The organism is Vibrio sp. 1-Bac 57 (assembly GCF_037546855.1).
GTDB lineage: Bacteria > Pseudomonadota > Gammaproteobacteria > Enterobacterales > Psychromonadaceae > Psychromonas.
Genome location: NZ_JALAAC010000016.1, coordinates 1 through 22,527, shown reverse-complemented (window position 1 = coordinate 22,527; position 22,527 = coordinate 1). Strand labels below are relative to the sequence as shown.

Sequence of the window (22,527 nt, the reverse complement as noted above, 5' to 3'; positions counted from 1 at the left end):
TGTTTGTCAATATTTTACCACAAAAGAATAGCTTGCATCTCAATTACTTGCTAATTTTATGATATAGTTAGAATAATTTTTAAACAAAGGAAGGAGTTAACAATGGAAAAGTTAAAAACATTAATGGTATCTTCAGTGCTAGGTTTAGGCTTAATGAGTACGGCTTATGCTGCTGACGACTGTATTATGGTTGCAGATTTAAATGTTGAGTTTAAAAATGATTCAACTGTCTATATGAATAGTGATGAAAGAAAAGAAATTGCCGAGTTTGCAGATTTTCTTAAAAAGTATGATCTTTATGCAATTGTAGAAGGGCATACCAGTAAATTTGCAACGGCCCCTTATAACTACGATTTATCTTCAAAAAGAGCCGATAAAGTGAGATCTGAACTTATCAAGCTAGGCGTTAAATCATCACAAGTTGGCGCGTTAGGTTTTGGTGAAAGCTCACCATTATATGACAACAATACTGAAGTTGGTGCACAGCAAAATAGACGCGTGATTGCTGAAGTATTTAATAGTAAAGCAGAGTTATCTGATTACTTAGCTTCAGAAAAACAACGTGTTGCTAAAATAAAGTTTCAAGAGCAATAAGTTAGCGTCAATCTATAATTAGATGATGGAAAGAGGCAATAAGAGGTGTTAATAAACCTATTATTGCCTTTTTTATTATTTAGATTCAAATAATAATGGCACTATATCGGACTTTTTTTCAGCTACACCTAGTAAGACGGGAGTAGGTTTTACAACAACCTAAAGATAGGCGCTCAATCTAACTAGTTTCGCCCAATACAATTGTGCACTTATTCTTTGAACCTGACCTGACCTGACCTGACCTAAACCTAACTAGGTCTAAGTTTAATTACATTAGTTGTTTAATTGATCTCTCTTTTATTATTTGATGGATTCAAGTTTAAATCTAAGAATTAAATTTGCTAAGTTTTATCTGCAAAAATATGAATAAAGAAATGACACAGAAAAACTTAATAATAGATGTAAATAAAGTATGGATACTTGCATCAATCCACCTGCTTCGGTATCCTGCGCATAAATATATTTACCAGACTAATAATTTAGTTAAACGTTATCTTGATATATAACTAAAATTTGAATAAATATAGCTAGTTACGAAACATAATAAGCTAAAGAAAAACAGCAAGTTTAATCTGTAAGTCATAGTTTTAGGTATTAATTTTGACTATTTATTACATAATGTATTGGCATTTTAGCTAAGTACCAATACATTATGTCTGAATTGCCAATGAGTTGCGGTCAATGCAACAAAAGTGGCACTATAAAAAATAGTAAAAGACAAAACAATAAACTAAAAATTAAAATGTAAATGTTTCGTGATACAACGGGCAATGAGCGTTAAACCATAGCAGCACCATAGGATGGTGACAGTGAATGGATACAGGGAATGGTAACAAAGTGAAAAAAACGTTGTGCCCAACCAAGCTCTCATTGAACAAGTTATGGCGATATTCACATTCCTATTCAATCACTGAGAGTAATATAAATCATGTTTTATACACCTAAAAGTACATTATCTATTTGCCTTGTATTGCTTCTCTCTGGATGCACGATCCCTGGTTCTTCCCTTTCATTAAGTGATAAAAACACATTTGATGAATCCAATTTAAGTGATGAACAAAAACAAAAAATGCCCGTGGAGCAAATTAACGTTTACCCATTGACCTCTTCGTTTGTGACTGCTTATGCTAAAAGTAGCGACCAAGGTATTAACGTTAGTAAAGTAAATAACGTATTAGACGAACAAATCGCAGATTATGAATATACAGTTGGTGTTGGCGACATTTTAAATATTACCGTTTGGGATCACCCTGAATTAACCATCCCTGCTGGTTCATACCGAAGTGCCGAAGAGGCTGGACATTGGGTTCACGCTGATGGACGTATTTTTTACCCTTACATCGGATTTATTCCGGTAGCTGGTAAGACGGTTGTTCAAATTCGTTGGTATATTGCAAAACGTTTGGCCAAATACATTGAAACACCACAAGTAGATGTGAATATCGCAGCTTTCCGTTCGCAACAGGCTTATGTGACCGGTGAAATTACTAACCCTGGTAAACAACCTATCACTAACATACCTTTAACGTTGCTAGATGCAATTAACCTTGCCGGTGGATTAACTACAACCGCTGATTGGCGTAATGTGAACTTAACTAGAAACGGTCAGTCAGAAGTTATCTCATTATATAAGTTGATGCAAAAAGGAGATTTGACACAAAATCGCCTTATTGCTAAAGGTGACATTATCCATGTGCCCCGTAATGATGCGCAAAAAGTATTTGTATTAGGGGATGTGAAAAGTCCTGAAATGTTGAAAATTGACCGTGACGGCATGACATTAACTGAAGCGTTAAGCAGTGTAGGTGGTATCAATGAACTATCAGCAGATGCAACGGGTATTTTTGTTGTACGTAGTGCCGAGCGTGATACTAATAATGAAGCGTTCTTAAAACAACGTAGAGATGCGTTTAATGAAAAAATCGAGCAACAACAAGTGAAGTCAACAAATACTGTGGCTGAAACAAATTCTGCTCAAATTAACGTTAGCCAAGTCAGTACCAATGAAAGCGGCCGTCCAGAGCGTTTAGTGGCAAATATTTACCAACTAAATATTACTGATGCAGCTGCATTAGTGATTGGTACAGACTTTAAACTACAACCTTACGACGTTGTTTATGTTACCGCTGCACCAATTGAGCGTTACAATCGTGTAATTAAACAGTTAGTTCCGACGATTTCAGCATTTAATGAATTAACAGAAGGTATGTTACGCGTTCGTAACTGGTAATGGCTAACTTCTTTACCGTGTACTAAGCATCTGATAATGGATTAATAAAGAGTTATCATTGTTTTAGTTAGTAAAGAGTTAGCAATAAATATTAGCTTCAAAAGTGAAGTGTTTGACGATAAAAAACAGTAGTAATAGGGAAGAAAACCAAGCATGTTTGATAAAATTTTGGTTGTATGTGTAGGGAATATTTGTCGTTCACCTACTGGCGAGTTTCTACTTAAAAATTTATTAAAAAATAAAAAAGTGGCTTCTGCAGGTGTTGGCGCTTTAGTCGGTAAACCTGCCGATGCACTAGCAAGTCAAGTTGCATTAGAGCACGGTGTTAGCCTTGAGGGCCATCAAGCTCAGCAATTAACCGCAGATTTATGTCACGAGTACGACTTGATATTAGTGATGGAACAAGGCCATGTAGAGGCTGTAACCAATATTGCACCTGAAGCGCGTGGTAAAACAATGTTATTAAGCCGTTGGGCTGGGCAAGAGGATATTCCAGATCCTTATCGTCAGAGTAAAGAAGCATTTGAACATGCTTTTAAAATGATTGAAGAGGGTGCGATGTCTTGGGCTAAAAAGCTTGGTTAATGTGCTTTAAGCAACCCATTACTAAGTAAGCATTACTTATGTTTAGTTACTATTTTCATAGTTACCTTCACGGGTACTAATTAAAGCAGATAATAAGAAAAATTATGACCAACACGATAAACCAAAGAAGTAACTCTCAAAAAGCTGAGAGCAAAAACCAACAATCCGATGCAGACGTGATCGACCTTGGTAAACTGTTAGGGCTGTTATTAGATCGTAAATGGCTGATCATTTTTGTTACTGCTTTGTTTGCTATCGGTGGTGTTGCTTATGCATTATTAGCGACGCCAATTTACAAAGCCGATGCACTGTTACAAGTTGAAACCAAAAGTTCTGGCATGTCTGCAATGGTTGGGGATATGGGCGATCTGTTCTCCAGTGAATCATCGGCCACAACCGAAGTTGAAATCATTAAATCACGCATGATTTTAGGAAAAACCGTTGATGAACTCAATTTAACTATCCAAGCTGCACCTATCTACACACCTATCATTGGTAAAGGGTTGGCGAGATTATCTGGTGAACAAGCTAATATCACCATCAGCCGTTTTGATGTGCCGGATTACTTAGCAGAAGTCGCTATTGAATTAGTGGTTAATGATGCAGAACAAGGTTTATTTTCTTTGTTTGATGACGAAGGCAATCAAATTGCAAATGGCAAAGCAGGGGAGTCACTTGAAAAAGGCGGTTATCGTTTGTTTGTACAAGCGTTAAGTGCTGCTGAAGGTACTCGATTTAGTTTAAGTAAGCGCAGTAAACTAAAGAGTATTCAATGGTTACAAGGAAGCTTGGCAGTAAGTGAGCGTGGTAAACAAACGGGTATTTTATCATTATCATTTGAAGGTGAAGATAAGTTATTAATTGGCAAAATCTTAAATAATATTAGCCAAAATTATTTTTTACAAAATGTTGAGCGTAACTCTGCTGAAGCCGAAAAAAGCTTAGTGTTTCTAAAACAGCATCTTCCAACTATCAAAAAAGAATTGAACTCGGCTGAAGATGTATTAAATGATTTTCGCCAAAAAAATGAATCGATTGATTTAAACCTAGAAGCTGCATCAACATTAAAAGTGATGGTCGAACTAGAGAAGCAATTAAATGATCTTACGTTTAAAGAAGCAGATATTAGTCAACGTTTCACCAAAGATCATCCTGCCTACATTTCACTGTTAGACAAGCGTAAAACGCTGTTACTTAAAAAAGACACCTTGGACAGCAGTATTCAAAAACTACCAAAAACACAGCGTGAAGTATTACGTATGACGCGTGATGTAGAAGTAAACCAACAAATCTATATTCAGTTATTGAATAAAGTACAAGAATTAAGTGTATTAAAAGCAGGCACTGTCGGTAATGTACGCATATTAGATGAAGCACAAGTATTTGATATCGCGATCAAACCTAAGAAACCTTTAATTGCTGTATTAGCAACGTTATTAGGTGGCATGCTAAGCGTTGCATTTGTACTGTTAAAAGCAGCCTTCCATAAAGGGATTGAAAGCCCTGAGGAAGTAGAAGCGTTAGGTTTACCTGTTTATGCAAGTATTCCTAAATCTGTGTGGCAGGAAAAATTAGACAGTAAATTAGCTAAATTACGTAAAGGCAATAAGCAGCATCGAAAACAAGGCCACAATACGCAAAATATTTTATTAGCAGAAGCAAATCCTGCAGATCTCTCTATTGAAGCATTACGCGGTCTACGTACTAGCCTGCACTTTGCCATGATGGAAGCAAAGAATAACGTAGTGATGATTTCAGGTCCTGCTCCTAGTATCGGTAAATCATTTGTATCCGCTAATTTTGCAGCAGTAGTCGCTAAAACAGGGCAGAAGGTATTAGTAGTTGATGCAGATATGCGTAAAGGTTATTTGCAACGTCATTTTGGACTGACATTAGAGAATGGTTTGTCAGAAATGCTGTCGGGTAAACTTCAAATTAATGAGGTGATCAAAAAAACCGATATTGATAACCTAGATATCCTAACGCGTGGACAAGTACCACCGAATCCGTCAGAGTTATTAATGCATCCTCGTTTTAGTGACTTCATCAAATTTGCCTCGGAGCAATATGATTTAGTCTTAATTGATACACCTCCTGTGTTAGCAGTAACAGATCCAAGTATTGTCGGTGCATTAGCGGGCACAACCTTGATGGTAGGTCGCTTTGACCAAAGTACAGCCAAAGAAGTAGAAGTGGCATTGCATCGTTTTGATATGGCCGGAATAGAAGTGAAAGGCTTCATCCTCAACGCCGTTGAGAAAAAAGCTAGCAGTACCTATGGTTATGGTTACTATAATTACGCTTATAAAAGCGACAAAGCTTAGTACTTTGATGAGCTTTACGTTATTAAAAAGTAGTGATTATGTTTGTAAATAAGTTCTTTTGGTATGTATTAACCACTAAACCTAAAAATGAACAGAGAGCTTCAAATAATTTACAAGATCAAGGTTATGAGGTTTTTTTACCAACCGTTGAATTGACTAAAACAAAAAGTGGCCGGCGTGTCATAAAAGTGGAGACGCTGTTTCCTAGTTATCTTTTTATTAAAGCCAACCAAGTAGATGCTAACTTTAATAGTATTCGTTCAACGCCTGGCGTTGCAAACTTCGTTCGCTTTGGAGCGAAGCTTGCGGTGATTGATGAGCTACTCATTTTAAAACTGAAAAAAGACTTGATTAACCATGATATTGCGCTAAATAAAACAGTAATAATGCAGCCTGATGAAAAAGTAACAATCACAGAAGGACCCTTCTCGGGACTTGAAGCGATATATCAACATCAAGATGGTTTGCTTCGCTCTGTACTATTATTGAAAATGTTGAATAACACGGTTTCTGTTAATGTTGCCAATGAGCATGTTCAAAAATCAGGCAAGTAAGTCTATTTATTAAGACCGCTTCGAAATGTACATAGAACAGTTTGATTAAAATGATAATCATTTCCTTGAAAAGTGTTTTTTGTCACATTTTTCGTTTATAATATTTCAAATTTTGACGTTAAGATTACTAATTTTATGTGTTTTAGTGATTTCTGCGTGTTTGAAGCATTATTTAAAAAGAAGCAAACATAACTGCATTTATTAAGGTTGTGTTGAAGATATATAGCGTTACAAAAGAAAATGAATAACGCCAATTATTTTGTTATACATTTTTTACAATATTTCGTCTTTGGACCACTAGAGCTATGCACTTTAGTGGCGGTAGCGTGCCTATATTTTATTTAAAAGGAAAAAGACCCTTTTAAAAGACAAATTAAGAGCTTAAAAGGGCCTTTTTCAGGACCTATTGGGGCCTTTTTGATAAAAGGTGTTAAATCTAGGCTGTATAGGGTTTTGCTTAAACTGAATGTCTCAAAACAAATAAAAAGTGTCTCAGTACAAAATTAAGAGTTGAGATGTAAAGTTGGAATAATTCACATACTTGTGTGAGTTGAAACGTGTTAATGGATAATATTATGTCTAAAAAGAAAATTTTAACTGTCTTTGGAACTCGACCGGAGGCAATTAAAATGGCTCCCCTTGTTCACGCATTAAATGAAGATGAACGTTTTGAAGCTAAAGTTTGTGTCACTGCACAGCACCGAGAAATGTTAGATCAAGTATTAGAATTATTTGAAATTACACCTGATTATGATTTAGATTTAATGAAAGCAGGCCAAACACTCAACGAAGTGACTGCTCGTATTTTAATAAAGTTAAAGCCTATATTGGAAGAATTTAAACCAGATGTTGTATTAGTACATGGTGATACCGCAACAACATTTGCAGCAAGCTTAGCTGCTTATTACGAGCAAATTGCTGTAGGGCATGTAGAAGCTGGTTTGCGTACTGGTAATATCTACTCTCCTTGGCCAGAAGAAGGTAATCGTCGTTTAACTGGGGCGCTAAGTAAATATCACTTTGCACCTACAGAAACGTCAAAACAAAATTTATTAAAAGAAAACTTTGATGCTGAATCAATTACAGTAACCGGTAATACAGTTATTGATGCGCTATTAATGGTCAAAAATAAAATTGATACTGATGTCGCATTAAATACTGAGTTAGAGAGCTTGTTTCCATTTTTAGATAAAACTAAAAAATTGATACTGGTAACTGGTCACCGACGTGAAAGTTTTGGTGGCGGGTTTGAGCGAATTTGTGAATCTCTTGCTATAACTGCTAAAGCGCACCCAGAAACTCAAATCTTATATCCAATGCACTTAAATCCAAACGTACGTGAGCCCGTTAATCGTATTTTAGCAGGTATAGATAATATTCATTTAATTGAGCCTCAACAATATTTACCGTTCATCTATCTAATGGGGCGTTCGCATATTATCCTAACGGATTCAGGTGGTATACAAGAAGAGGCCCCATCTTTAGGTAAACCGGTTTTAGTCATGCGTGATACAACTGAGCGTCCTGAAGCTGTAGAGTCAGGAACTGTAAAATTAGTAGGTACAGATGTAGATGTGATTGTAAGCAACTTGAATGAATTGCTAACCGATCAAGATGCCTACAAAAAAATGAGCTTTGCACATAACCCCTATGGTGATGGTAATGCTTGTTTAAAAATATTAAACGAATTAGCTAAATAATATTAAAGGTCGAATTAAAAATGTCATTTAAAACCATCTCCGTGATTGGTCTAGGTTATATAGGCCTACCAACAGCGGCAATGTTTGCATCACGAAAAATAAAAGTAATTGGTGTTGATGTTAACCAACATGCGGTTGACACTATTAACCGTGGCGAAATCCATATTGTGGAGCCAGATTTAGATATGTTAGTGCATGCAGCGGTAACCGAACGTTATTTAAAAGCAGTAACTATTCCAGAGCCTGCTGATGCATTTTTAATTGCTGTACCTACGCCTTTTAAAGCTTGTAATAAAGGTGAAATCCCCGAGCCTGATTTGAAATATATTGAAGCAGCTAGCAAGGCTATTGCGCCAGTGCTTAAAAAAGGAGATTTAGTCATTCTTGAATCTACTTCACCGGTAGGGACTACGGAACAAATGGCCGCTTGGCTTGCCGCCGCAAGAACAGATTTAACCTTTCCTCAAACTGCAGGTGAATATGCAGATGTTAATATCGCGCATTGTCCTGAGCGAGTATTGCCTGGTCATGTTGTTCGTGAATTAGTTGAAAACGACAGGGTTATCGGTGGTATTAGTAAAAAATGTTCTGAACGCTCTGTTGAACTCTATAAAAACTTTGTGTTAGGTGATTGTGTCATCACCAATGCGCGTACAGCAGAGATGGCTAAATTAACTGAAAATAGTTGCCGTGATGTGCAAATTGCCTTTGCAAATGAGCTGTCTATTATCTGCGATAAATTAGATATTGACGTTTGGGAGCTTATTGCCCTAGCTAATCGTCATCCTCGCATTAATATTTTACAACCCGGCCCTGGTGTTGGTGGGCATTGTATTGCTGTAGACCCCTGGTTCATAGTATCTAAAACTCCAACTAAAGCAAAACTGATCCATACTGCACGTAATGTGAATGACAGTAAGCCTGAATGGGTAATACAAAAGGTTAAAATCGCACTAGCAGAATTTTTACAAGCTAATCCTACAAAAACAGCAAAAGACGTGACGATTGCTTGCTATGGGTTAGCGTTCAAACCAGATATTGACGATTTACGTGAAAGTCCTGCCTTAGATATTGCTAAAGCAATTGCCGCTGAACATGCTGGGCAAGTTCTAGCCATAGAGCCGAATATCAAGTCAATCGATATTGAAAATATCAAGTTAGCATCAATTGATGAGTCACTGACAAAAACAGATATTCATGTAATGTTGGTTGATCACAAACAATTTAAGAAAATCAAGTCAAATGATTCGTATGTCATTGATACTAAAGGGATTTGGAAATAGCTATGAATATTAGTAACTTAAAAATAGAAATTGTTGGTTTAGGTTATGTCGGTTTTTTAGATAATGTATTATGCAAAATGAAAGATCTGACCCCGATATTTGTTTATGTACTCGATTTTAAAGTGGAATATTTTTTGTATGTCTAGTGGGAATAAAAAGATAAATTACGTATGGTTTGGTCTCTCTGAAAAAAGTGATCTAATAAACATATGCATTAATTCATGGAGAGAAAAATATAGTGACTATGAAATAATCGAATGGAATGAATTAAATATACACCTAATAAAAGGCCTTAAAGAAAATATTTTCTTTAAGGAGTGCCTTAAAAGACAGCTTTGGGCATATGCCGCAGATGTTGCCAGAGTATATATTTTAAACCAAGAAGGTGGGATATATTTTGATACAGATATTCAAGTACTTAAAAAATTCGAACCAAAGATAAATATATTGACCATTGGATTTGAAGATGGCAAACATGTTAATGGTGCTGTTATATACTCACCAAAAAATAATGAAATTATTCAAAAATTGGTCTCTTTTTATGAAGTTGATATATGGCATTGTAATATATTTACATTACCAGATGTAATGACTCGAATAATAAAGTTGCATTGTGGTTTTATTGCATTGGAAAATAAAACAGTAAAGTTAGATGATATCATTATATTTAACAGTGATTACTTCTACCCTTACCACTATTTAGAAAAATTTGATTATAAAAAAATCACAGATAAAGCTTATACAATACATTGGTGGGGTAAGTCTTGGCATACTAATGATGCCAGGTTAAATTTTTTAAGGTATAAACATATTAAGGGTGTCAAGAAGGTCATTGTTAATTTTTTAGTTTTAACTAAGTTGATTAATTGCTTAAGAGGGAAAGCGATAACTACTAATATTAAGAGGTTATTAGGTGTTTAATTTATTGTCGTTTATTAGGGGTAATAAAGCTGCAGTGTATAGTAACTTAAGCCTTATAATAAGAACATTATCAGGTCCACTAATAATCTTATTATTGACAAAATCATTGACAGCTGCGCAACAAGGTATCTATTATGCCTTCTTGGCGATAGGAGGTATTCAACTCATATTTGAAATGGGTTTTAATACAGCAATTGTACAGCATTTGGCCTCAACTAAGTCAAAAGGCCCTAAGTTTAATGCCTATGTTAAGCTTGGAATGATTTTCTTTTTAGTAACATCTATCTTGCTTTTTATATCACTTCTTATTTATGGCAGTTGGTTTTTCTCTGATATACCAGAAACGGTGTGGGAATTTCAATGGTATTCTTTCTGCTTCGTGTTGTCAGGTAATGTTTTCTTCTCGATTTTCTACAGTATTAAAGAAGGGATGTTGCAGTATGATGATGTATACAAGCTAAGGTTTTTATCTGGTTTAGCTTATTCCTTTAGCCTTATCTTATCATTTATATTAAAGTTAGAATTATGGGCGTTGGTAATCGCACAGTTAGTAGTACTTATTTTTAATTTTATAGTTTTAAAAGATATTTATTCATACGCAATAAAAACATTTATTAATACTAGTTTAAGGCGAGCTAGATACGCATTTTCAAGTATCATCAAATTTCAATTAAAGCTATCAGTTGTATGGATAACTGGTTATTTCTACTGGAATAGTTTTACCATATTTTATTTTAAGTATGAAAGTCCTGAATTTGCCGGAAAAATTGCAATTTCGCTTGCAATCTTGGCTGCTATATCAGGTGCATCCGCTTCTTTTGTTCGAACTAAAAGAGCACACTTCGGAAACTTAATATCACAAGGTAAAGTTGTAGATTCTTACGAACAGTTTATAAAGTTATCGAAGATTTCTATCGTGATTTATCTATTGGCGGTGACTTTTCTAGGGGTAATTATATGGTACTTCCAAGGGAATGAAATTATTGCTAGGCTTGTTGACCCATACCTATTTTCTCTACTTTTTTTCTTTAGATTAATGATACTTGTTGTAGAGATAATGGCGACGTATTTAAGAGTATTTAAAGATGAACCATTTTTTTGGATTACGTTGTTTATGAATGCTTCTGTCCCACTCTCTATAATACTCTGCGTTTCTTTGGGGATGATGAGTTATATATTTGAACTTGTAATTATTTTACATATGATAGCTTTATTTTATCAACTTAGAGTTTTTAATAATCATATTAAATTATCGACTAATAGGACGAGGTCTAATGAAAATTTCATTTAACGTTACCTCATTTATTTACGCAAATAAACAATTTAAGATCTTTTAATATGAATGATTTAATTTCAGTAATAATCCCTGTATATAATGGTGAGAAATATATCGAATCTTGCATTATTAGCATTTTAAAGTCGTCATATGATCGTGTCGAAATAATTATTATTAATGATGGTAGTAATGATAGTACGTTGGAAATACTGAAACGCTATAATGATAAGATTAAGCTTATTAACTCTGTTAATCTTGGCGCAAATGCCGCACGTAATATAGGTTTAAAAAAATCTACGGGTTCTTGGGTTTTATTTGTTGATGCAGATGACCTCATTGATAAATATGGTATCGAATTTCTATATGAACCACTAAAATCAAATGCAAATATAGATATTGTTATTGGACAATCTCTTTCTTTTGGAGATTGTAGGGAAATATCTACGAACTTTAAAAAAGGGTTATTAGTAAACCCTATTAAAAACTATATGGATGGTGAACTACCTTATACCTTGTGGCCAAACTTGTATCGTAGCGAGCTAATAAAACAACTAAAATTTGTTGATGATATAAAAGTTGGCGAAGACTATGTATTAAATGCATCCGCTTTTATGAAAAGTAATTCCGTATTCGTGATTGATAAAATAGTGCATAAGTATAGACGGCATAATGAGAGTGTAACTGCTAGCACTAATTATAGTAAGTTTGAGGATAGTTATAAATCCTTTAATATGGTACTAAAAATTGTATCTGATAGTGAGCCCAAGTTTCCTCAAGAGATTGGGTTTCATAAGCTCCAATATTTATATTCTCTTATCAAGTCAAATTCTCCTTTCCAAAATAAATGTTTAGATTTAGTGAGAAGGGATATATCTAAATGTTACTTAGATATAAATAAAGAGAAGCTAGGATCTTTCAGGTATCGCATAATTAAATTGAGTTTATTTTCATCGTCTTTTGCAGTTGTTTTTGGCGTATTTTATAAATTAACTCGTAGATTGATTAAAGTGTTGGTGGGTTTGAAATGTTTACTTTCGTGATTTTAAGTTTCAATAGAGATGATATTATAGATAAATCTATAGATACTGTCGTTAATATAGGGCAGGAGCTTCGCCTTAATTATGAAGTTATTGTTGTTGATAATTTATCAACAGATAATACTAGAACACTACTTAAGAAATATAGTGTAAACCAGCATGTAAATATAGTGCTTAGTGACTCTAATTTAGGTGTTGCAAAAGGCAGGAATTTAGGGCTTTCACTTTCAAAAGGTGAGCTAATATTTGTACTAGATGATGATTCTTTAATCACCATAGATACAGTTAAGAAAGTAAAATCATTTTCATCAAAGCATAACTTCGGTATATTAGCTCTCAACGTTAAAAATATGGCTACAGAACGTAGCTTTTCTGAGGACTTAATTGCACCAAATTCTATTTCTAATTTTCATGGCGCTGGACACGTAATTAGTAGGAAAGTGATTGATGAAGTTGGATTTCTGGATGAAAAATGTACGTTTGGGGGCGAAGAGTTAGATTACTCTATACGTTGTAGGGATGCCGGTTACGAAGTGTTGCTTTTAGAGAATACCGAAGTTAAGCATTATTGTAAAATCCGAGACGGCAATGAAGGTGTTGATAGAAGGTCAAAATGGATTTTTAATTATATACGAGTTATTTATAAACACTTTCCGATGTTAAGAGCGATTAAACTTTCTTTATATTATTTAATTACTCACCTTTATAATCTTAAATTTAATAAGAATCTTTCATATACAAATGGTTTTATTATTATTTGTAATAGTTTTCTTAAAGGGGCAATTTCAGGTCGATGTTCTTACAAAAAGAAAAAAAATGATACATTAAAAATTTACTCTAATAACGATTTGAGACCTCATTTTGGGAACTATTCAATATGGAAAAAAATACTGAGTAAGCAATAATTATGCCTCTATTAGAAATAAGAAAACATTGGTTAGTTCTTTTGGTCTACTTCACTTTATTTACGGCTTTTACATTCGCACTTTCAAATAAAGCACTCCCTCTGGTTGCTATTTTTGAAAAAATAAAATGGGTAATGTTAATAGTTAGCTTGCCTATTCTAGTTGTGTCTATCAGTAAGATCGCGAAGGTTCGTATTACGAGATTATTAATCCCATTTTTTATATTTATCATTTTTCAATTTACTTCTGCAATCTTCATTAGTCCTGATCCATTTGGTACGATACTAAAAAGTATATTAATGCTTTACATAGTATATTTAGGTTTTTTTTTTACTGAATCAAACTTAACTTCAATTTCATTAAAATCAGTTTCTTACTATTTTGGAGTTTTTTGTTGTTATATATCCATATTGAGTCTCTTGAGTACTTTGTTAGGGGTAACTTATTTATCAGGAGGAAGATTAATTGGGTTATTAGATAATGCAAATATGCTTGGTGCATTATCTGCTATTGGTTTTGTTTTCCTAATGAATCAAACATTTTTTCTGAAAAAAATAAAATACGGAGCGTTGGCTTGTGTGATGATTTATATAGTTTACTTGACTCAGAGTAGATCTGCTATATATGGTTGTTTAATAGTTTTTATATATATGTTGATTCTTTATAAATATTTATCTGATCTAAAAAATGTATTATATCTAATCGTCATTTTGTCTATTTTTTTATTTTTTTACTACTTAAGTCAGCCTGAAATCACTATTAGAGAATTGTCTTTAGACAATAGGTTAGATCTTTTTACTGCACAATTAAATACTTTTTATTATTCCCCTTGGATTGGCATAGGCTTAGGTGATGATAATCTTGGTTATTTTGTGAATTTAGCCGAAAGTACTTATTTCAGTTTACTTCCTTCCTCCGGGCTTTTTGGTACGTTAGCGTTTATATCTCTTCTAAGCATGGTCTTTTTTACTATTCGGGATGCACTTACAAAAACTATCTTTACACTGATTTGCATACTTTCATTATCCGAAGCCTACCTCATCGGTATTGGAAATCCAATATCGATATATTTTTATTTATTGATTGGTTCAATAAGATACCTAGATAAAGAGGGTTAACATCATGAAAAAGCGTAAACATTTTATCTTTTTTCAACCAATCATCAGTATCCACCAATTACCACTTTTAAATGAAATTTATAAGCAAGGTAATGATGTAACTCTCGTTGCTTTTGAAACAAGTGAAGTAAGAGAAAAAAACTCTGGCTGGTCCGCTCAAGGTATTAATGAAAATATAAATATTATTATTGCTCCTAATAGAAAAGCTATAAACAAGTTACTTGAAAGTAATGCTAAATTTGTTATTAGTGGATTTTGTATTTGCTCCAACACTAGATATATTATGTCTCGGGTGCGTGAGAAAAAATTATCGATTTACCTTTATTCTGAAGGGGGGAATACTTCTTCTGCTCTTCTTCTACCTCTTAGGTTGCTAAAAAATATTTATTATAGGTATAAATATCAGGTATATATTGCAGGAATATTTACAATTGGTAATAAAGGATATGATTGGTTTAGAATGATTGGCTTTAAAAGAGATAAATTAATAAAATTTATGTACTTCACGGCGCCTAGTCCATTAGATTACAAAAAAAGCATAACTATTTCTTCTGAAAATGAGAAAAAAAATAATATTATCTTCTTAGGACGACTTGTTGAAGGCAAAGGCCTGAAGAGGCTATTAGAATACGGTCAATACTTAGATGAAAGAACTAATGAAATTAATATTTATGGTGGCGGGCCTCTTCTTCTCCCTCTCAGAGATTATGTAGAGAAAAATAACCTTTCAAAAATGATAAATTTCCATGGGATTATTAATCATAAACAAATAGAAAAAGTATTCCAAAAAGCTACAGTTCTGTGTTTGCTGAATGATGGTGACGAAGGTTGGGGTGCTGTAGTTAATGAGTCTCTTTTACATGGGGTTCCTGTTATTTGTACACCCAAAACAGGTTCTAGCGGTATTATTTATGAACAAAATAAATTTGGAGTGGTTTTGGAAGTCCAAGATTTTAATCATTTTAATACTGCATTGTTATATTGCCGGGATATAGATCGAATGAATATAATGGATATTGCAGAGAAAACATTGTCCCCTGTTGTTGGTGCTTTAAAATTGATAAAAAGTGTGGAAGTCGATGATCATTATTAACATGTGTTCTGCTAGAGAAGGCGGAGCTCGAACTATAGCAAGCTCATATTTAAGATATTTAATCGAAAATGATTCCCAAAGAACTTATTTGGTGCTAGGCCCAAGTTGGATAGGGGAGTTAAATTTACCTAATAATATTCACTACCTTGAAAAAGACCATTCTGGTTTAAATGCAATTCTTTTTTCTTCATTGTTTATTCTTTGGTACTGGTATAAATATAAAGCTCAAAAAATAATATCTTTTTCGAATGTTAATCTTTTGATTAATTGTTGTAAACGCATTACATACTTTCATCAATTTAAAGTATTTACTACATTTGAATTAAAATCTTTTATATATTCAGCTCTAATTAGATTGCAAACTAAAAGTAAATTTGTGGTTCAAACAAGCTTTGTGAAAGCAAAATTATCTAAAAAATTTAACATACCTTTATCTAGGGTATTAGTTTCTTGGCCTGGTATAGATTTCCAGGATGTTGACAGCGATTATTATAATCGAGATTTGGCATGCTTAGTGAACCAAGGTAAATCATTTATTGTTCCTTTTTATGATATTTTTTCTGAACATAAGAATTTTGAAGCTATTTATAAAAGAGGTGATTATTTCTTTTCGAAAGGTATTAAGGTTATTATAACTGCAGATCATAACGAAGAATATTCTCATAAAGCATTTCATTTTATTGGTAAACAATCCAAAAATGATCTTTTTTATATTTATAAAAATTGTGATGCAATGCTTTTCCCTTCTAAAGTTGAAACTGTAGGTCTTCCTATTTTTGAGTTTTCTAGTTTTAATAAACCTGTTTTCGTTGGAAATTATAATTACGTCATTGAACTTAAAAAGAAATTTGACACATTGCACAATGTCATGGTGGTTGATTTTGAAAGTGATGATTTTTCACTTGCTCAAAATTTAGAAAATGAAAGTTCTGAATATATGAATGCTGAATGGGATTCGTTGGCAGATTAAAACCCAATCTTTTGTATCAGTCAAAAATACAGTTTTCTCATTTATATTTTCAAAGTCTAAAAATTAATTACACTTTTTATAGTTATAGGAATTTTATGAAACAAGTACTACAAAATATATCAAACGGTGAAACCTCACTTGTCGAAGTTCCTTGCCCACAAGTTAAAAACAACAACCTTTTAATCTCCACCTCTAAAACACTCGTTTCAGCAGGTACTGAACGTATGTTAATTGATTTTGGCAAAGCGAATTTTATCGATAAAGCGCGTCAGCAACCTGATAAAGTAAAAATGGTATTAGGTAAAATTAAAACAGATGGTTTAATGCCGACGATTGAAGCGGTTAAGTCTAAGTTAGATCAACCCTTGCCATTAGGTTACTGTAATGTGGGTACGGTTATTAATAACGGTGGCACAGGTTATGACGTTGGCACCCGTGTTGTCTCGAATGGTAATCATGCTGAAGTTGTTCGTGTGCCTAAAAATTTATGTGCCAAGGTACCTGATAATGTTGATGATGAGACCGCTGCTTTTACAGTATTAGGCGCAATTGGTTTGCAAGGTGTGCGCTTAATTAACCCGACACTGGGTGAATGTGTTATTGTTACTGGTTTAGGTCTAATTGGTTTAATCACAGTACAGCTATTACGCGCTAATGGTTGCCGCGTTTTAGGACTGGATTTTGATTCTACTAAATGTGAATTAGCCAGAAAGCTGGGTGCTGAAACGGTGGACCTTTCAAAAGGTGAAGATCCGATTAAAGTCGCTGAAGCTTTCTCTCGTGGTCGTGGTGTTGATGCCGTCATAATTACTGCTTCTACAAAAAGCAGTGAACCATTAAGTCAAGCTGCCACTATGTGTCGTCAGCGAGGCCGTATTGTTTTAGTTGGGGTTATTGGTCAAGAGATATCACGTGCTGATTTTTTCGCTAAAGAGCTAACTTTCCAAGTTTCTTGTTCGTACGGCCCTGGTCGTTATGATACTGAGTATGAAGATAAGGGTAACGATTATCCGGTTGGTTTTGTCCGTTGGACTGAGCAACGTAATTTTGAAGCCGTTTTAGATATGATGGCAACGGGGGCTATTGATATTAAACCTCTTATCACGCATCGTTTTTCAATAGATGATGCGCTTGATGCTTACAAATGCTTGGATGATAAATCATCTTTAGGGATTGTTTTAGATTACCCGAATAATAACAAAGTTGAATTAACGGATCGTACTGTTAAGCTATCTGCAGAAGTTAGTTACAAAGCCAGTGATGCTGTTTGTGCCTTTGTGGGCGCGGGAAACTATGCTTCTCGCGTATTGATGCCTGCATTTAAAGATGCGGGGGCTTCGCTTGATACTGTTGTAACGAGTGGTGGCGTAAGTGCTGTTCATCATGGTGATAAGCAAGGTTTTGTTAAAGCGTCTACTGACTTTGAGCAAGTGATAACAGATAGCGCAATTAATACAGTTGTGATTGCCACACAACATAATTTACATGCTCAACAAACAATTGCTGCTTTAAAGAATGAAAAACATGTGTTTGTTGAAAAGCCATTAGCATTAGTTGAGTCTGAAATCGATGAGATTGAAGCCGCTTACAATGAAAGTGCAACTAAACCTAAAGTGATGGTAGGTTACAACCGTCGTTTTGCGCCTCATGTGGTAAAAATGAAACAGTTATTGGCTTCAGCGAAGGGGCCTAAAACCTTTATTATGACCATGAACGCGGGGGATATTCCTGCTGAACATTGGACACAAGACATTGCTGTGGGTGGTGGTCGAATTATTGGTGAAGCCTGTCATTACATCGACTTAATGCGCCACTTAGCGGGGTCTAAAATTACTGGCTTTAATGCGATGTGTTTAGGCGATGCACCGGGCATTGCTGTTCGTGAAGACAAAGCAAGCATTACCTTGTCATTTGAAGATGGATCAATAGGTACTATTCACTATTTTGCTAATGGTGGTAAAGCGTTTCCGAAAGAACGTATTGAAGTGTTTGCGAATGATGCGGTATTACAACTCGATAACTTTAGAAAGTTAATCGGTTTTGGCTGGAAGGGGTTCTCTAAAATGAAATTATCGAGTCAAGATAAAGGTCAAAAAGATTGCTCCAAAGCTTTTGTTCAGAGCATTAAGCAAGGGCAAGCTTCGCCAATCAGTTTCGATGAAATTATCGAAGTCGCTCGCATTTCATGCCAAGTGGCGGAAAGTCTGAGAAAATAATCTAAACCAATAAAGGTAGGGAGGTTTAACCTCCCTTTTTTTTATGAAAAAATTGCACAATTTATATCACACCCTTAAGCATCTAAAACCAACTCAATTAATTAATCGTATTCAGCGAAAGATCATCAAAGCTAAGGTAAAAAATTGTCCTGAGCTTTTAATAACCCAGCCTAAGGCTGAATGGGTAGTTGCTGGCTTATTAAAAAGCTCACATGTTGTAGGTGAAACGTTTTGTTTCTTGAATCATGAAGGTGATATTTCTAACTGGAATGATACTCAACAAGAAAAACTATGGCTGTATAACTTGCACTATTTTGACGATTTTAATGCGATTGATTCAAAGCAACGTGTAGTTATGCACCGTATAATTATTAATAAGTGGATTGAAGAGAACCCACCGTTATTAGGAAATGGCTGGGAGCCTTACCCTCAGTCTTTACGTATTGTAAATTGGGTGAAATGGTTTTTGTCTGGTAATTCAGCTGAGCTTACTTGGCAAGAAAGCTTATGGCAACAAGCTGCGGTGCTTGAACAAGATTTAGAATACCATTTATTGGGTAATCACCTATTTGCGAATGCAAAAGCGTTAGTATTTGCTGGTGTTTATTTTGATGGTAAAGATGCGACGCGTTGGCTAAATAAAGGCTTGTCTATTTTAGATAAGGAATTAGCAGAGCAAATATTAGACGATGGCGCGAATTTCGAGCTCTCGCCTATGTATCACAATACTATTTTGGCTGATATGTTGGATTTGATTAATCTGAGCAATACATACCAACATCCTGCATTGCAATCACGTGTTAACGGATGGAAAGAAATTTCAATTCGTATGCTGAATTGGATGGCGACAATGACCCATGCCAGTGGTGAAGTTGCACTCTTCAATGATTCAGCAATAGGTATTGCCCCAACAGCCAAAAGAATTAATCAATATGCTAATAAGCTATTATTGGAGCCTTTATCAAAGGTGCCTGAAAAGGTCACTTATCTAAGAGACTCTGGTTATATTAAGTTAGCTATTAATGAACAAAGCGCAATCTTAGACGTTGCTAGAATCGGCCCTGATTATATTCCTGGTCATGCTCACGCAGATACACTTTCATTTGAATGGAATTATGGTACACAGCGTATTTTTGTGAATAGTGGGACGTCAGTTTATGGCCTAGGTGATGAGCGATTAAGACAGCGTAAAACAGAAGCTCATAATACCGTTGTGGTTGATGAAGAAGATTCATCTGAGGTCTGGAGTGGGTTTCGAGTTGCGAGACGCGCTTACCCAACAAAACCTATTATTCAGGAAAGTGCTGATATGGTGAGTGTTGAGTGTTCACATAATGGCTATTTGCGTTTGTCGGGTAAAGTAACACACACTCGTAATTGGACAATGAAAAATGACACTTTTTTAATAGTCGATAATCTATCAGGCGAATTTTCTTCAGCGAAAGCTATTTACCACCTTCATCCTGATATTGTTATTAAGCAAAACAGTAATGATGTTAGCTTAATCCTTCCTGATGGAACGCAATTTGAAATAGAGAAAATAGGCGCTGACTTATTGATAAGTGATTCAACTTGGCACCCTGAGTTTGGGCTTTCAATTGCAAATAAGAAGTTTGTTTTAAAGTTCAAACAAGCTGAAGTGTTCTTTAATATAAAAAGAGTGAAATAATGCATATCCTTTTTCTAACCGATAACTTCCCGCCTGAGGGGAATGCGCCTGCAACACGCACTTACGAGCATGCAATCCGTTGGGTTGAAGCTGGTCACAAAGTAACAGTGATAACTTGTGCTCCAAATTTTCCAGAAGGAAAAGTGTTTGATGGTTATAAAAATAGCTGGTATCAGAAGCATGAATTAGACGGTATTAATGTTATTCGAGTAAAAACCTTTATCACTGCCAATGAAGGCTTTGTTAAACGTATTTTAGATTATATGTCGTTTATGGTGACAGCTTTTATTGCTGGATTATTTCAAAAGAAACCTGATGTGATTGTTGCCACATCGCCGCAGTTTTTTTGTGCATGCTCTGGTTGGTTACTGTCTGTATTTAAAAGAAAACCTTTTGTGTTTGAACTGCGTGATATTTGGCCAGCTTCGATCACCGCTGTAGGAGCGATGAAAGATAGCTTTGCAATTCGCATGTTGGAAAAAATAGAGCTATTTTTATATAAAAAAGCGAATTCTATTATTTCAGTAACACATTCATTTAAGAAAGAACTCATTGAACGTGGTGTGAATGGCGATAAAATTGATGTGGTTTTAAATGGTGTTGATTTAACTAAATATGAACCTGTAGCAGAAAAAGACTGTGAATTAGCTAAGCAATATAACTTAGAAAATAAGTTTGTGGCAGGCTATATAGGCACTCATGGCATGGCACATGGTTTAGAAAATATTGTGAGCGTTGCCGAGCAGTTAAAAGATCATGATGATATTCGTATTGTTTTTGCAGGCGGTGGGGCAGCAAGGCGTAAGGTGGTCGACTTAGTGGCAGAGAAAAAGCTGACGAATGTAGTATTAATTGAACGTCAACCAAAAGAGATGATGCCTCGTTTGTGGAGCTTATGTGATATCTCATTAGTACCATTAAAAGACAGTGAGTTATTTAAAACGGTTATTCCTTCAAAGATATTTGAATGTATGGGCATGGGAATCCCCACCTTAATGAGCGTACCACAAGGTGAAGCGACTGCAATTATCCAAGAAACAAATTCGGGTTTAACGGTTGAGTCTGAAAATGTAGATCGGATAGCAGAAGGTATACTGAAGCTTAAAAATGATCCAGCGCTTTATGATGAATTGAGACTGAGTAGTATAGCTGCAGCTAGTCAATTTAGTCGCGATCTAATGGCAAAAAAAATATTAAAAATATTTAATAAAGTTATGTAATAGTAAACTTTCTTAATATCTAAGTTGTTATTTATGAACCTGTTTGGTAGTTATTAGTTGATTTAGGGATAATAGTAATAGGTATTTCGGTAATAAAAAACAGGCTTCGGCCTAATGCCGTTCACTTAAGGGGAGCTGCATATTTACTTTTCGCAACCGGATATCGATTCTTAGAGGCTTTTAAACACCTAGGATAACTTCGTTCTATCTTTCCCTCCAGCTTAAATTGTGCGGCATCTTTTCTATATCAATCACTATTTTCGGGACGTTTCCTGGTGCATATATCGGCATCAGTATCATTTTGTAACGAATTAAATTATAAGCAAGTAAAACACCCCATAACACTTGATGAATTAATTCAGGTAGCTTGCTACGTAATGTAAAACGGCTTTCAAGCATATGCTGCTTCATCTCGCGATAACCTAATTCAATTTCCCAACGATGCGTATATAAATCAACAATTTCTGCGCTAGGGTAAGCCATATTATCTGTCATTGAGGACAGTATTTTTACTTCTTTTCCTTTGATATTTCGGGTCACCAACCTCGCATCGATATACGAAGGTAAGTGCGGTCGCTTTTTTCTCGCTTGAGGAGTCGTTGCAATGCGTATCAGTTTATCTTGGCGACCTAAGCTTCTAACCAGCTCAAATTGAGTCCCTTTCTTTAACGGTAGTAACCAGTGAGTGTGTTTTCCTTTTTTCTGCCAATCATGCAATAAACCTAATGAATAAAACCCTTTATCAAAGAGCGTAAGGCTGTTATCTGGGATGCTATCAACTAAACCGCCCGCTAGATTCATTTCACTTTCTGCTACGCTGTCAAAAGCACTA

General features: G+C 34.9%; 18 protein-coding genes and 1 pseudogene. 18 read left to right on the top strand and 1 reads right to left on the bottom strand.

Annotated elements, in window-relative coordinates; genetic code table 11:
- Window positions 1-102 precede the first annotated feature (102 nt).
- From MT391_RS11675 to MT391_RS11590, 18 genes are all read left to right on the top strand, one after another.
- Window positions 103-594, top strand: coding sequence for an OmpA family protein (locus MT391_RS11675; RefSeq protein WP_499498157.1), 492 nt, complete (start codon window positions 103-105; stop codon window positions 592-594).
- 928 nt (window positions 595-1,522) lie between these two features.
- Complete coding sequence (locus tag MT391_RS11670; protein WP_499498155.1) at window positions 1,523-2,824, top strand: polysaccharide export protein; 1,302 nt, start codon at window positions 1,523-1,525, stop codon at window positions 2,822-2,824.
- A 153-nt stretch (window positions 2,825-2,977) separates the two neighbouring features.
- Window positions 2,978-3,409 carry an arsenate reductase/protein-tyrosine-phosphatase family protein gene (locus tag MT391_RS11665; protein ID WP_499498154.1) on the top strand — a complete coding sequence of 144 codons (432 nt, stop codon included), beginning with the start codon at window positions 2,978-2,980 and terminating at the stop codon, window positions 3,407-3,409.
- Window positions 3,410-3,513: 104 nt separating this feature from the next.
- The gene (locus MT391_RS11660; protein WP_499498153.1) at window positions 3,514-5,733 is read left to right on the top strand and encodes a polysaccharide biosynthesis tyrosine autokinase; all 2,220 of its coding nucleotides are present in this window, start codon (window positions 3,514-3,516) and stop codon (window positions 5,731-5,733) included.
- A 38-nt stretch (window positions 5,734-5,771) separates the two neighbouring features.
- Window positions 5,772-6,287: a transcription/translation regulatory transformer protein RfaH gene (rfaH, locus tag MT391_RS11655; protein ID WP_499498151.1), complete on the top strand. Its 516-nt coding sequence runs from the start codon at window positions 5,772-5,774 to the stop codon at window positions 6,285-6,287.
- A gap of 575 nt (window positions 6,288-6,862) precedes the next feature.
- Entirely contained in the window at window positions 6,863-7,987 is a 1,125-nt protein-coding gene (gene wecB, locus MT391_RS11650; protein WP_499498149.1) for a non-hydrolyzing UDP-N-acetylglucosamine 2-epimerase, read from the top strand.
- 20 nt (window positions 7,988-8,007) lie between these two features.
- Window positions 8,008-9,270, top strand: coding sequence for a UDP-N-acetyl-D-mannosamine dehydrogenase (wecC, locus tag MT391_RS11645; RefSeq protein ID WP_499498147.1), 1,263 nt, complete (start codon window positions 8,008-8,010; stop codon window positions 9,268-9,270).
- 2 nt (window positions 9,271-9,272) lie between these two features.
- Window positions 9,273-9,416 carry a hypothetical protein gene (locus MT391_RS11640; RefSeq protein ID WP_499498144.1) on the top strand — a complete coding sequence of 48 codons (144 nt, stop codon included), beginning with the start codon at window positions 9,273-9,275 and terminating at the stop codon, window positions 9,414-9,416.
- A complete protein-coding gene (locus MT391_RS11635) occupies window positions 9,409-10,191 on the top strand; it encodes a glycosyltransferase (RefSeq protein ID WP_499498142.1) in 783 nt (260 codons plus the stop codon). The genes MT391_RS11640 and MT391_RS11635 overlap by 8 nt, the downstream gene beginning before the upstream one ends.
- On the top strand, window positions 10,184-11,482 hold the full coding sequence (locus MT391_RS11630; RefSeq protein ID WP_499498140.1) for an oligosaccharide flippase family protein: 1,299 nt from the start codon (window positions 10,184-10,186) through the stop codon (window positions 11,480-11,482). Before MT391_RS11635 ends, MT391_RS11630 begins: the two co-directional genes overlap by 8 nt.
- Before the next feature lie 47 nt (window positions 11,483-11,529).
- Entirely contained in the window at window positions 11,530-12,507 is a 978-nt protein-coding gene (locus tag MT391_RS11625) for a glycosyltransferase family 2 protein (protein ID WP_499498138.1), read from the top strand.
- Window positions 12,492-13,409, top strand: coding sequence for a glycosyltransferase family 2 protein (locus tag MT391_RS11620; RefSeq protein ID WP_499498136.1), 918 nt, complete (start codon window positions 12,492-12,494; stop codon window positions 13,407-13,409). Before MT391_RS11625 ends, MT391_RS11620 begins: the two co-directional genes overlap by 16 nt.
- Before the next feature lie 2 nt (window positions 13,410-13,411).
- Window positions 13,412-14,527: an O-antigen ligase family protein gene (locus MT391_RS11615; RefSeq protein WP_499498135.1), complete on the top strand. Its 1,116-nt coding sequence runs from the start codon at window positions 13,412-13,414 to the stop codon at window positions 14,525-14,527.
- Window positions 14,528-14,531: 4 nt separating this feature from the next.
- On the top strand, window positions 14,532-15,620 hold the full coding sequence (locus MT391_RS11610; protein WP_499498133.1) for a glycosyltransferase: 1,089 nt from the start codon (window positions 14,532-14,534) through the stop codon (window positions 15,618-15,620).
- Window positions 15,607-16,590, top strand: coding sequence for a glycosyltransferase (locus MT391_RS11605; RefSeq protein WP_499498131.1), 984 nt, complete (start codon window positions 15,607-15,609; stop codon window positions 16,588-16,590). The genes MT391_RS11610 and MT391_RS11605 overlap by 14 nt, the downstream gene beginning before the upstream one ends.
- A 95-nt stretch (window positions 16,591-16,685) precedes the next feature.
- Window positions 16,686-18,806 (top strand): bi-domain-containing oxidoreductase, encoded by a 2,121-nt coding sequence (locus MT391_RS11600; RefSeq protein ID WP_499498129.1) that lies wholly within the window; start codon window positions 16,686-16,688, stop codon window positions 18,804-18,806.
- 43 nt (window positions 18,807-18,849) lie between these two features.
- A complete protein-coding gene (locus MT391_RS11595) occupies window positions 18,850-20,475 on the top strand; it encodes a heparinase II/III family protein (protein WP_499498127.1) in 1,626 nt (541 codons plus the stop codon).
- The gene (locus MT391_RS11590; RefSeq protein ID WP_499498125.1) at window positions 20,475-21,695 is read left to right on the top strand and encodes a glycosyltransferase family 4 protein; all 1,221 of its coding nucleotides are present in this window, start codon (window positions 20,475-20,477) and stop codon (window positions 21,693-21,695) included. Before MT391_RS11595 ends, MT391_RS11590 begins: the two co-directional genes overlap by 1 nt.
- A gap of 121 nt (window positions 21,696-21,816) precedes the next feature.
- Here the strand turns inward: MT391_RS11590 and MT391_RS11585 are convergent.
- Window positions 21,817-22,527, bottom strand: a pseudogene (locus MT391_RS11585) (IS4 family transposase); the annotation flags it as partial.